This is a genomic window from Alphaproteobacteria bacterium, assembly GCA_020638555.1.
Taxonomy (GTDB): domain Bacteria; phylum Pseudomonadota; class Alphaproteobacteria; order Bin95; family Bin95; genus JACKII01.
In genome coordinates, this window is the sequence record JACKII010000002.1 from 272,711 (window position 1) to 285,644 (window position 12,934).

A 12,934-nucleotide genomic window follows, 5' to 3' on the forward strand; every position below is an offset into this window, starting at 1 on the left:
TCTCACCGCGCCGGCATGCGCTTCAGGAGCGGAGGCTCGTCGGCTTGAGGCTGACGATGCCGTCGGCCAGCAGCCGTTGGAAGTGCGCCGCATCCAGCCCGAGACCGTCGCGAAGCACCCGTTCGCTATCGCCGCCCAGAAAGGGGGCGGTGCCGCGCATCGGATAGCGGACGCCGTTCCATCGAAACGGCAGACCGCCCTGGCGTTCCGGGCCGATATGGGCCCGCTCGACATCGTAGAAAAAGCCCCGGTGCCGCAAATGCGGATCGGCCGCGATCCCGTGCAGCGGCAGGACCGGCGCGGCCGAGACGCCCAGCGCCTGGAGGTCTGCTGCGGCGGCACTGGCATCCTGCCGGCGGGTCCATTCGGCGATCCCGGCCTCGATCCCGGCTTCGCGGGCGCGCCGGCCGTCGGGGGTTGCGAGGTCCGGGTCGGCGAGCCAGTCCTTGCGTCCGATGTGGTCTGCCAGCCCCTGCCAGCCGGCCTCGTCCGTCACCGCGATCGCCAGCCAGGAGTCCGCGCCGCGGCAGGGGAAGATGCCATGCGGAACGAACCGGGGATGGCGGTTTCCGCGCCGCGGCGGCTCGCGCCCCATGGCCTGCCGATAGAGCACCGGGGCGGCGGTGAAGGGCAGCATCGCCTCGATCTGCGTGTTGTTGATCCATTGCCCCGCGCCGGTCCGCTGCCGGTGATAGAGCGCGGCCAGCAGCGAGGCCGCGCCATAGATGCCGCCGATCGGGTCGCCATAGGCGACATGGGCCATGGTCGGCGGGTCGCCCTCCCGCCCGACAAAGGACGGCACGCCCGATCCCTGCTCCAAGACCGAGCCATAGGCCCTGGTGTCCGACCAGGCATTGCCGGAACCGAAGGCACTCATCGACAGCATGATCAGATCGTCCCGGCCCGCGCTCAGCGCGTCATGGCCGAGGCCCAGTCGCGGCATCACGCCCGCGGCCTGGTTTTCCACCACCACCTGGCTTTCCGCCACCAGCTGCTTGGCCAATGGCAGGCCGTCCGGGTGCGTCAGGTCGAGGCTGAGGGACTGTTTGCCCCGATTGATGAACGAGAAATGGTGGCTTTCCTCGTACTGGCCGCGGGCGATGGCCTCCGGCGACCAATCGACGGAGCGCCACCAGTCGGGATAGCGCCCGGCCTCGATCTTGATCACCTCCGCACCCAGGTCGGCAAGCATCCGCGTCGCCAGCGGTCCGGCCCAGCCCATGGAGAAATCGGCAACGCGAATGCCGGCCAATGGCGCGAAGGGATCGCCGGCGGCCGGCAGCGGCGCGCTCGCCTCCGAGGATGGCGGCGAGTCCAGGTCGAGCCGCGGCGGTGTTCGCTCCAGCCGCAGCGGCGTGCGCGGCACCCGGTAGGTGCGCCCCTCCGCGCTGAACCGGGCCAGGGATTGCCGCGCCTGGAAGATCGGATGATCCAGAATGCCCTGGGCGTCGGGCACGATGACCATCGGCACCTTGTGCGCGCGGCCGAGCGCGGCCCATTCCATGGCGGTTTTCGTCGGGAACACGCGGTCGAATTCCGGCTCGATCCGGTCGGCGTGGGGGTAGCGCGTGCGCGCCGGCAACAGGTCCGGATCGTCGCGGAAGTCCGCCAGCCCCAGCATGTCGCAGAAGCTCTGCCATTGCGCCGGCGTCAGCGGCGTGATGCCGATCCAGCCCTCGCGGCAGCGGTGGATGGAAAGCGGGCAGGTGGGCAGGTACCGGTTCACGCCCAGGCGCGGGATCGGCATGGCGAGGGCGACGGCATTGGCCATCTGCAACTCCGACATGATGATGACCGCCTCGAAAATCGAGACGTCCAGCACCGCCGGCCCGGCGGGCTGCCGTCCGCCGATCAAGGCGGCCACCCCGGCGCAGAACGCGGCGACGCCGCCGACCATGGTCGCCTGGTGCTCGCCCAGAAAGGTCGGCGGGCCTTCCACCGGGCCGCAGGGATGGCTCATGCCGCTGAGCGCCTGCACGACCAGATCGCTGCCGGCCCATTCGGCATAGGGGCCGTCATGCCCGAACCAGGAGATGTCCAGCGTCGCGATGCGGGGCTCCGGCAGGCACAGGGATCGGTCCGTGTCCTCGCCCAGGATGACGATGTCCCAGGGGCCTTCGGGCGAGGCTTGGGCTTTGCCGGCGTTCAGATAGCGGTGCAGCAGCCCCGCGGTTTGCGGGGCCTCCAGCGCCAGCGGTTGCGCCGCCAGCGCGTCGCCGCCTTCGGCGGCCGGCCGCGCCACGTACGCCCCCATGTCGGCAAAGAGCTTGCCGCAATAGGCGCCCGCAACGCCGCCTGCGCATTCGAGCACCCGCACCCCGGCAAGGGCCTGGCCGTTCGTCATCGTTTCCATCCCATATTTACCGTTCTGCACACTATGCGGCCATGTCGGGTGGGTTGCAAAGCCTTGCCCGGCGGTGGGTTTGGCGGCAGGCTATCGGCCATCGCAGCGCCTTCGCGAAGGGATTCCCGGCCATGTCCGAGCACGACTCCTGGCAGCCCGAAGTGGACGAATTGAACCGCCGCCGCGCCTTGATGCAGCGCATGGGCGGGCCGGAGCGGATCCAACGCCAGCACGACACCGGCAAGCTGACGGCGCGCGAGCGCATTGCCGCCATGATCGACGAGGGCTCGTTTCGCGAGTTCAAGCACCTGGTCGGCGAGCCCCGATACGACGGCGACGGCGATCTGGTCGACTTCCTGCCGAAGGGCATGGTCGAGGGCATCGCCAAGGTCGACGGCCGCAAGGTCGTGGTCGCCGCGGGCGATTTCACGGTCCGCGGCGGTTCCGGGGCGGGGGCGGCCCGCGGCGCGCTGGGTGCGGAACCGAGTGCCAGCCAGCGCGCGCTGGAATGGCAAATCCCGTTCCTGCGGTTGCTGGACGCCGCCGGCGGCAGTGTCCGCGGGTTTGAGGTCCTGGGCCGCACCTACCTGCCCGACGGCAATTCGTATGGCCGCGACGACGTCGCCATGCTGCAAGCCGTGCCGGTCGCGGCGGCCGTGCTGGGGTCCGTCGCCGGACTGCCCGCCGTGGAGGCGCCGCTCAGCCATTTTTCGGTCATGGTGAAGGGGATCAGCCAGATCTTCCCCGGCGGGCCGCCGGTGGTGAAGGCGGCTCTGGGCGTCGACATCACCAAGGAGGAATTGGGCGGCGACCACATCCACACCCGTGTTTCCGGCTGTATCGACAATCTGGCACAGACGGAGGCGGACGCGTTCCGGCAGATCCGCCGCTGGCTGTCCTATCTGCCGTCGAACGTGCATGAAATGGCGCCGCGGGTCGAGACGGACGACGATCCGAATCGCCGGGACGAGGCCTTGCTCACCCTGATGCCGCGCGACCGGCGCTATCCCTACAAGGTGAAAACCCTGATCGACGGGGTGGTCGACCAGGGCACGTTCTTCGAGATTTCGCCTCTCTACGGCCGGTCGCGCGTCACCGGGCTGGCGCGGATCAACGGCTATCCGGTGGGCGTCATGGCGAACAATGTGATGGTTCGCGGCGGCTCGACCGATGTGGCGGCGGGGAACAAGGTCATGCGGCTGATGCAGCTTTGCGACACGTTCCACCTGCCGCTGATCTCGCTCTGCGACGAGCCGGGCTTTCACGTCGGGCTGGAACAGGAAAAGCGCGGGATCGAGCGGGCTGGCGCGCGCCTCATGAGCATGGTCTGCCTCTCGCGCATGCCCTGGTGCACCGTCGTTGTCGGCCGCATGTACGGCGTGGCCGGCCAGTGCCACCACCGGCCGACCGGCATGTTCCGGCGCTATGCCTGGCCCTCGGCCAATTGGGGTTCCATGCATATTGCGGGCGGTGCCGCCGCCGCCTATCGCCGCGAGATCGAGGCGGCGGACGATCCGGAGGCCAAGCGTGCGGAGATCGAGGCGCGGCTCACCGCCATCGCCAGCCCGTTCCGCACGGCCGAGGCGACGGGGCAGGACATTATCGACCCGCGCGAAACGCGCCCCATGCTCTGCGAATTCGTTCAGGACGCCCAGCGCATCCTGCGGCGGCAACTCGGCCCCCCGCACATGCCGTATTTGCCATAGCAGAGCCCGGCCGGCCGCCTCCGCTTCGTGATCGCTCTAACAGGCATAGAATGTGCGGGCAGCGGCGAGCAGGAAGCGCGCGGAGGCCGAAAGCTCGCCCTCGCGCCAGACGACGGCGACGCCATGTTGGGCCTCGGCCTCCCGCACTTCGAGAAACACGACATCGCCCGTTTCCCACCGGGCGAGGGAGCTGGGGACGAGCGCCACCCCCATGCGCTGGGCCACCAGCGCCAGCACCGTGAACCAGTTGCGGATGCCGAAATCCAGATGCGGCTCCACATGGGCGGCGCGCAAAAGGCCGACAATGCGGTCGTGATAATGGGCGGCATAGTCGCGCGAGAAGACCAGCGCGCGCTCGCCCGCCAGTTCGCCCAGCGCGATGCGGCTGCGTCCCGCCAAGCGATGCCCGCGCGGCAGGCAGGCCACGAACCGCTCCTGCTCCAATTCCAGCGCCGCCATGCCGTCCGGCGGCGGCACGGTGTGGATGAAACCCAGGTCGATATCCTGGGCGCGCAGGCGCTCAATCTGGCTCGACGTGTTCATTTCCTCGATGCGCAGGCGGATATCCGGATGGGACTGTTCGAACTCCGTCAGCAGGCGTGGCAGGTTGCGTAGGATCATCGACGGCACGAACCCGATCGCAACCGATCCGGTCGCACCGAGCGAGGCCAGCGTCGCGGCCTCCTTCGCCGCGTCGAGCTGGTTCAGGATGCGGCTGGCGCGATCGGCGAATACGGCGCCGGCGGGCGTCAGCCGGGCCGACTTGCCGCCGCGCTCCATGAGCTGCGTCCCCAGTTCCTCTTCGAGATTGCGCAGGCTGGCGCTCAATGGCGGCTGGGAGATGTGCAGCCGTTCCGCGGCCCGGCCGAAATGCAGCTCCTCGGCCAGCACGAGAAAGTGGCGCAACTGCCTCAGGGAAATCGCCATCGGGGAGCCTCATACGATTTTTGGTATGAAATTATACGATAAAGGTATTGGAAATAATATCACGCTGTTTGCATTCTCCCGGCGATCCCAACCAGGAGGACGCCGCCATGACCGCCACCCGCAATGTGCATCGCAATATCCCCGACAGCCGCGGGGTCAATGTGTATGCGAGCGACCCGGCATTCGCCGACCTGCTCGACGTGTATCTTGCCCCCGCAATCCGCAAGGCGGTCGAGCCGCACTTCCAGCGCATGGGCGGGCTTGCCGGCGACCACCTGGAGCGCCTGGCATTGGACGCGGACAAGAACCCACCGGTCTTGCATATCCGTGCCCGCAACGGGGCCGATGACGAGCGTATCGAGAAGCATCCGGCTTATGTGGCCCTGGAAGACGTTGCCTTCGGCCGGTTCGGGCTCGCCGCCATGTCGCACAGGGCCGGCGTGCTGGGCGCGGACGCGCCGCTGCCGCCCTTGGTGAAATACGGCCTGACCTATCTGTTCGTGCAGGCGGAGTTCGGCCTGTGCTGCCCGCTCAGCATGACCGACTCCCTGACCCGCACGCTGCGCAAGTTCGGCGACGACGACCTGATCGCCCGCTATATCGACGGCCTGACCACACAGGACATGGAAGCGCTGACCCAGGGCGCCATGTTCATGACCGAGCAGGTCGCGGGCTCCGACGTCGGCGCGATCGAGACCGTCGCCCGGTTCGAGGGCGGCGACTGGAAGCTCTATGGCGACAAATGGTTCTGCTCGAACCCCGACGCCGGGCTCGCCATGGTCCTGGCCCGGCCGGAGGGGGGCGAGGGCGGCACCAAGGGCCTGTCGCTGTTCCTGCTGCCGCGCCATCTTCCGGACGGCTCCAAGAACGCCTGGCGCATTCTCCGCCTGAAGGACAAGCTCGGAACGCGCTCGATGGCGAGCGGCGAGGTGGTGTTGGAAGGCGCGGTCGCCTATCTGGTCGGCGAGGCCGGAAACGGCTTCAAGCAGATGACGGACATGATCAACATGTCCCGCCTCTCCAACGGCGTGCGCGCCGCCGGGCTGATGCGGCGGTCCGTCAACGAGGCGCTCTTCATCGCACGGAACCGCACCGCGTTCGGCCAGCGCCTGATCGACCTGCCGCTGATGCGCCGCCAGATCGCGAAGATGCTGGTCACCGCCGAGCAGGGCCGCGCCATGGTCTTTCACACCGCCCGTGTGCTGGAGCGCGCGGACGCCGGCGATGCGGCGGCGCAAAAGGCGCTGCGCATCCTGACGCCGCTGATCAAGTTCCGCACCTGCCGCGATGCGCGCAAGGTCGCCGGCGACGCCATGGAGGTTCGCGGCGGCTGCGGCTATATCGAGGAATGGTCCGACGCCCGCGTGCTCCGCGATGCGCATCTCGGCTCGATCTGGGAAGGCACGAGCAATATCGTCGCCCTGGACGTGACCCGCGCGACCCGTCGCGCCGGCGCCCTCGATGCCCTGGAAGCCTATGTCGGCGACCTGCTTTCGGAAATCGACGACCGGGCCGGTCTGGGGCCCGCGTTCGCGCGCGCGGCCGGCCTGACCCGGGCGGTCGCCAGCGATCGCGCGGCCGAGTCCGAGGTGCGCCGTGCGGCCAGCGGTCTCTATAACGCGGTTTCGGCCGTGTTCCTGGCGTGGGAGGCGGACAGGATCGGGGCCAGAACGGGCGATTTCAGCCGGCGTGAACTGGCGCGCATGGTGGTCGAGCACAAGCTGACGCCGCGCGATCCCCTGGCGCCGGCGGCCGAGGACGGGCCGGTTCTGGACAGCTTGTTCGGGCGCGAAGAGGTGGCTGCGGCGGCGTAGCGTCCTACGGCGGGGGCCTGTCGCGGCGGGTCTGCTCCCGCAGGGGATGGAGTGGCGGCGCGGACGGCGTGTCCGGGGCGGGGAGCGGTGCTTTTGGGGGGCTCTGCGCAGTCCCGCCGCCGGTAGGCGGCGGCCGCTTGCGCTCGGGGGCGCCCCTTCCTAGGATGCCGCCATCCCGCCAGGCCGGCCCATTGGCGCCCTGGATCGAGAGACGTCACAACGACGGTCGGTCGCGCGCCACCGGCCGCCCCACGACCCGCAAGGACACGCCCCCATGGACTTTACCCAGATCCTCTATGAGGAAGATGGCCCGATCGGCACCATCACCATCAACCGGCCCGACAACGGCAACATGTTCACCGAGACCATGTGCCACGAAATCCGCGACTGCATCGAGGGCATCCGGCGCGAGACCCGCACCCGCGTCGTCGTGCTGACCGGCGCCGGCGACAAGTTTTTCTGCATCGGCGGCCAGAAGGACGGCATGGAGAAGACCAAGCTCTATGCCGGCGTGCTGCCGACCCTGGAAATGTACGAGGCCATCGACAAGCTGCAAAAGCCGGTCATCGCCAGCGTGAACGGCTATGCGGTCGGCGGCGGCAATGTGCTGCAAGCGGTCTGCGACCTGACCATTGCCAAGGAAAGCGCGGTGTTCCGGCAGGTCGGGCCGATGATGGGCTCGTTCGATGCCGGCTATGGCACCTGGTATCTGGAAGACCTGATCGGCAAAAAGCTGGCCAAGGAGATGTGGTACACCAACCGCCGCATCAGCGCCGCCGAGGCCAAGGAGATGGGCCTGATCAACCGGGTCGTGCCCGACGACCAGTTGCAGGCGAAGACCCGCGAACTGGCGCTGGAGATCGCCGACCGCAGCCCGGTGGCGCTGGCCGCGATCAAGCACGCCTTCCTCGCCCGGCATGGCGGTGTGGCCGGCCTGTCGCGCGTGACCCACGACCTCCTGCTGCGCCAGTACCTGGACACGGACGAGGCGAAAGAGGTCAACAAGAGCTTCAACGAGCGCCGCAAGCCCGATCCCGACACCTTCGGCCACTGAGGGCGCGGCCATGAAGCCGTTTCTCACGCTGCACGACCCGCAGGCGGCGCGGGTCTATTATGAGAAGGGCCTCTGGACCGGCGACACCTTCTATTCGCTGATGGCGGTGCATGCCGAACGCGCGCCCGCCGCGGCGGCGTTGCGCGACGGCCGCCAGCGGCTCGACTGGCAGACGTTGAAGGCGCGAGTCGACGCCATGGCCGACGACTTGGCCGGCCGGGGCATCACGGCGGGCGACCGCATCGCGCTCTGGCTCTCGAACCGGGCCGAGGCGATCGTCACCTTCCTCGCCTGCTCGCGCGAGGGCATTGCCTGCAACCCGTCGCTGCACCGCACCTTCACCTGCGCCGAGATTGTCGAACTGCTGACGGAACTCAGCGCCCGCGCCCTGGTGACGGAGGCCGGCTGGGGCGCCGACCGGGCGGCCCGGGACTTCGACGCCCTGCTGGCGGACCTGCCCTTCCTGAAAAAGGTCTACACGCCGGGGACGATGCCGACCGCGCCGACCGGCGAGCGCCGGCCGGTGCATGACAATCCGGACAGCGTCGTCTATCTGGCCTTCACCTCTGGCACCACCGGCCGGCCGAAATGCGTCATGCATTCCTGCAACACGCTGCTGGCCAACGCCCGCGACCTGGTGCGGGACTGGGGCCTGTCCAGCGACACGGTGATCCTGTCGCTCAGCCCGCTCTCGCACCACATCGCCTGGGTCGCCATCGCGCAATGGCTGGTCTGCGGCGGCGAGATGGTGACGGACGACCCGCCGGCGGGCCTGAGCAAGCTCGACTGGATCGTCGAAACGCAAGCGACCTATGTGCTGGGCGTGCCGACGCACGCCATGGACATCTTGGCGGAACAGAAGCGCCGCGCCATCCCGCGGCTCGGCCGGGTCGCCATCTTCTACATGGCGGGTTCGCCGATCCCGGAGGTGGTGGCGCGGGCCTTTGTCGACCAGGGCATCGCACCGCAGAACATTTACGGCATGACCGAATGTTCGTCGCACCAGTACACCCATCCGGACGATTCCAAAGAGGTCTGGATTTCCACCTGCGGCCGCGGCGGCCCGGCCTATGAGGTGCGCATCTGGGACCCCGAGCATCCGGGCGAGGAACTGCCGCCGGGCCGGTCCGGCCATATCGGCGGGCGGGGGGCCGCGATGATGCTGGGCTATTTCGCCAACCAGGCCGCGACCGAGGACACGTTCAACCGCCACGGCTATCTGCTGTCGGGCGACCTGGGCTCGTTCGACGCCGCCGGCAATCTGCGGATCGAGGGCCGGATCAAGGACCTGATCATCCGCGGCGGCCACAACATCTACCCCTCGCGCATCGAGTCGCTGGCGCTCACCCATCCTCGGGTCGAGAAGGCCGCTGCCTTCGGCGTGCCCGACGAGCGGCTGGGCGAGCGGGTCGGCCTCGCGGTGATCGGCGACCTTTCGGCAGACGCGATGCTGGAACACCTGGCGGCCGAGGGACTTTCGAAGTTCGACATGCCGGAATGGTTCGCCGCCACCCACGAATTCCCGCTGACCGCCAGCGGCAAAATCCTGAAGCGCGAGCTGGTGGAAATGGTCAAGGACGGCCGTTTCCGGCTCGAAGCCATCCGTTACCAGGAAAAGGGCTAGACCATGCAAGCCTCGCTTGCCGTGCCGGAGCGCCGGCATGGCTGACGGCCAGATTATCGTCACCGGCGCCTCCAAGGGCATCGGCGCCGCCATCGCCACGGAGCTGGTGCGGCGCGGCTATGCCGTCGTCTCGCTCTCGCGCTCCGGCACCGCCGCGGCGGGCGAGGCGATGCGCTGCGACGTGACCGACGAGGCGGCACTGCGGGCCGCGTTCGCCGCCATCGCCGCCAAAGGCCCGATTGCCGGCCTGGTGAACAATGCCGGCGTCCACATTCACGGCCCGACCGCCCGGCTGGAGACCGCCACCTACGAGCAAACCATGGCGCTGAACGCGACCGCGGTCATGGTCTGCTCGCGCGAGGTCTATCCGCACCTGAAGGACCAGGGCGGCCTCATCGTCAATATCGGCTCGTTCTTCGACCGCATGGGCGTGCCGGACAATCTCGCCTATTGCGCCTCCAAGGCGGCGGTGGCGGCGATGACCCGCTGCCTCGCGGTGGAGTGGGCCAAGGACGGCATCCGCGTTGTCAACATCGCGCCCGGCTATATCGAGACCGACCTGAACAAGGATTTCCTCGCCCGCGACAAGGTCAAGGCCTATCTCGCCAGCCGCATCCCGACCGGCGCGCCGGGCAAGGCCGAGGACGTGGCCCGCATGGTCGCCGCGATCTTTGTCGAGAGGCTCGACTACCTGACCGGCGAGACCGTCTATATGGACGGCGCCCAGGGGATCAACCACTGATGAAACTGCTGGAAAAAGTCGCCGCCGCCCGCAACTGGTCCGAGGACGAGCGTCAGGTGCTGGACCAGGTGCAACGGATGGTGGACGACGTGATCGCCCCCAACGCTGCCCGCATCGACGAGACCGGCGCCTTCCCGTGGGAGAATGTCGAGGCGATCAACGCCCTTGGCCTGAACACGATGTTCGTGCCGGAGGCGTTCGGCGGCGCGCCGATGCGCTACAAGCTTTATCTGGAGATCGTCTCGCGCATTGCCGAGGCATGCGCGTCGACCGGCATCATCTACGCCACCACCTTCCACGGCATGAAGCCGCTGATCGACTTCGGCAATGACGAACAGCGCGAGCGCCTGCTGCCGCGCATCGCCGAGGGCGGGCTCGGCTCGCTCGCCATCACCGAGCCGACGGCGGGCTCGGACGCGACCGGCATGAAGACCTCGTTCACGCCGGACGGCGACGACATCATTGTCAACGGCTCCAAGACCTTCATCACCAATGGCGACGTGGCCGACCTCTATCTGCTGTTCGGCAAGTGGAGCGAAATCGCCGAGTCGCGCGCCGCCATCTCGGTGCTGATCCTGGAGAAGGGCGCCGACGGTTTCAGCGTCGTCGGCAAGGAGCGCAAGATGGGCCATAACGGCTCGTCCACCTGCGCGCTGGCCTTCGACCGGGTGCGGGTGCCGCGCGCCAATCTGATCGGCCAGCCCGGCGATGGCCTCGGCATCCTGCTCGCCTCGCTGAACAAGTCGCGCCCGTCGATTGCGGCGCACGCCCGCGGCATCGCGCGGGCCGCCTTCAACGACATGGTCGCCTATGGCAATGAGCGCGAGCAGGGCGGCCGCAAGGTGCTGGATTTCCAGGGCAACCAGTTCACCCTCGCCGATCTCGGCAGCGAATTGCTGCTGCTGGAACGCTGGATCGACTATGTCGCCGACCTGGTCGATGGCGGCGACACCGATTTCGGCATGGAAGCCTCCATCGCCAAGCTGCGCGCCAGCGACCTCGCCATGAAAATGGCGCTGGAATGCGTGCAGTTTCACGGCGGCTATGGCTATTGCCGCGACTACCGGGCGGAGCGGCTGATGCGCGACGCCAAGATCACCCAGATCTGGGAAGGCACGAACCAGATCCATCGCCAACTCATCGGACGGAGCTTCAGGGTCAAATGACGGCAATCCGCAAGGTCGGCGTCTGCGGCGCCGGCGGCACCATGGGCGCGGGCATCGCGCTGGTCGCGGCGCGCGGCGGCTTCGAGACGGTCTGTTTCGACCTCTCGGCCGAGGCGCTGGCGCGCTCGCACACCGCCGCCGAGACCTTTTTCGGCCGCGCCGCCGAGCGCGGTCGCATGACGGAGCAAGAGCGCGACGCCGCACTCGCCCGCATGCAGTCCACCACCGACCTCGCCGATCTGGCCGATTGCGACCTGGTGATCGAGGCGATTTTTGAGAATTTGGCCGTCAAGCGGGAGTTGTTCGGCACGCTGAACACCCTCTGCAAGCCGGAGACGCTGTTCGCCTCCAACACCTCGACCCTGTCGATCACCGAGATCGCCGGCGGCTGCGGCCGCGAGGACAGGGTGGTCGGCATGCATTTTTGCCTGCCGGCACAGGTGATGAAGCTGATCGAGATGTCCCGCGGCCTCAACACGTCGGACGAGAGTTTCGCCGCCGCCTGGGCCTGGTCCGAGGCCGCCGGCCAGCTTTCGGTCGAGACCCAGGACAAGCCGGGGTTTATTCTCAACGCGCTGCTGGTGCCGTTCAACAACGACGTCATCCGCGCCATCGAAGCGGGCCTCGCGACGCCGGAGGATATCGACACCGCGATCAAGTCCGGCCTCGACTACAGGATGGGGCCGTGCACGCTGTTGGACCTGATCGGCCTCGACACGCAAATCCTGCTGGGCGAGGCGTTTTATCCGATCACCCACGACCCGCGCGCCGCCGTGCCGCCGCTGCTGCGCCGCATGGTGGCGGCCGGCAAGCTCGGCAACAAGTCGGGCCGGGGCTTCCTGACGGGCCTGACGGCGGAGAAGGCCATGTCCGCGCCGGCCTTTGCGATCCAGAGCGCCGGCGAAAGCCGCTCCTTCCCGGCGGGCGATGTCTTCCTCGACGGCGCGGGCGCCGATGGCGCGGTGACCGTCCATCTGGGCGGCGGCTTTGCGCCGGACGCCGGCAGGGCCGCCGTCCTGGTCGAACTCGACACCGAATGCCTGGGCGTGCACACCGGCGAGGACAGCGGCCGCGAGGGCTCGAACGCGGTCGGCTTCGCCCGCTACCGCAATGGCAGCGATGCGCCTTCGAACCTGATCGAACTGGTGCGCCAGCCGGCCACCGCCCCAGCGGCGCTGGCGGCCGCCCGCGCCGTGTTCGAGGCCGCCGGCTTCGACGTGGTGGTGTGCAAGGACCTGCCGGGCCGCATCGTCGACCGTCTGGTGCGTCCGAAATACAACGACGCCTTGCGCTTCATCGACGAGGGGCTCGCCAGTGCGGAAGACATGGACCGGACCTGCTGCCTGGGCCTCGGCTACCCGGATGGGCCGGTCGAGCGGGTGACCCGCGGCGGCCTCGCCCGGCATTTCGACGTCAGCCAGGCCATCCATGCCATGACCGGCCTCGCCGCCTACGCCCCGGCGCGGGCCGCCGCGGTCGCCAAGGCCCGCGAGGGCTGACTCTCGGAGTGGGCGCGGCCGGGTGGGGCGCTCCGGTCGCCCCAGCGGCCCCGACACT

Annotated in this window: 9 protein-coding genes; 7 read left to right on the forward strand and 2 right to left on the reverse strand. The window is 68.6% G+C overall.

The window, feature by feature from the left end; genetic code table 11:
• Positions 1-22: 22 nt before the first annotated feature.
• Positions 23-2,344, reverse strand: a complete 2,322-nt coding sequence (locus tag H6844_07355) for a CoA transferase (protein ID MCB9929213.1) — start codon at positions 2,342-2,344, stop codon at positions 23-25.
• A gap of 131 nt (positions 2,345-2,475) precedes the next feature.
• Here H6844_07355 and H6844_07360 point away from each other — a divergent pair, with 131 nt between their 5' ends.
• Positions 2,476-4,050 carry a hypothetical protein gene (locus tag H6844_07360; protein ID MCB9929214.1) on the forward strand — a complete coding sequence of 525 codons (1,575 nt, stop codon included), beginning with the start codon at positions 2,476-2,478 and terminating at the stop codon, positions 4,048-4,050.
• A 36-nt stretch (positions 4,051-4,086) separates the two neighbouring features.
• Here H6844_07360 and H6844_07365 read toward each other — a convergent pair whose 3' ends face one another.
• On the reverse strand, positions 4,087-4,977 hold the full coding sequence (locus H6844_07365; GenBank protein ID MCB9929215.1) for a LysR family transcriptional regulator: 891 nt from the start codon (positions 4,975-4,977) through the stop codon (positions 4,087-4,089).
• A 107-nt stretch (positions 4,978-5,084) separates the two neighbouring features.
• Between H6844_07365 and H6844_07370 the strand changes: the two genes are divergently transcribed.
• The 6 genes from H6844_07370 to H6844_07395 all read left to right on the forward strand — a co-directional run bounded on the left by H6844_07370 (position 5,085) and on the right by H6844_07395 (position 12,876).
• A complete protein-coding gene (locus H6844_07370; protein MCB9929216.1) occupies positions 5,085-6,791 on the forward strand; it encodes an acyl-CoA dehydrogenase family protein in 1,707 nt (568 codons plus the stop codon).
• 274 nt (positions 6,792-7,065) lie between these two features.
• Positions 7,066-7,845, forward strand: a complete 780-nt coding sequence (locus H6844_07375; GenBank protein MCB9929217.1) for an enoyl-CoA hydratase/isomerase family protein — start codon at positions 7,066-7,068, stop codon at positions 7,843-7,845.
• Positions 7,846-7,855: 10 nt separating this feature from the next.
• Complete coding sequence (locus H6844_07380) at positions 7,856-9,469, forward strand: acyl--CoA ligase (GenBank protein ID MCB9929218.1); 1,614 nt, start codon at positions 7,856-7,858, stop codon at positions 9,467-9,469.
• Positions 9,470-9,506: 37 nt separating this feature from the next.
• Positions 9,507-10,211 carry an SDR family oxidoreductase gene (locus tag H6844_07385; GenBank protein ID MCB9929219.1) on the forward strand — a complete coding sequence of 235 codons (705 nt, stop codon included), beginning with the start codon at positions 9,507-9,509 and terminating at the stop codon, positions 10,209-10,211.
• A complete protein-coding gene (locus tag H6844_07390) occupies positions 10,211-11,377 on the forward strand; it encodes an acyl-CoA dehydrogenase family protein (protein MCB9929220.1) in 1,167 nt (388 codons plus the stop codon). The genes H6844_07385 and H6844_07390 overlap by 1 nt, the downstream gene beginning before the upstream one ends.
• Positions 11,374-12,876 carry a hypothetical protein gene (locus H6844_07395; GenBank protein MCB9929221.1) on the forward strand — a complete coding sequence of 501 codons (1,503 nt, stop codon included), beginning with the start codon at positions 11,374-11,376 and terminating at the stop codon, positions 12,874-12,876. Before H6844_07390 ends, H6844_07395 begins: the two co-directional genes overlap by 4 nt.
• Positions 12,877-12,934: the final 58 nt, after the last annotated feature.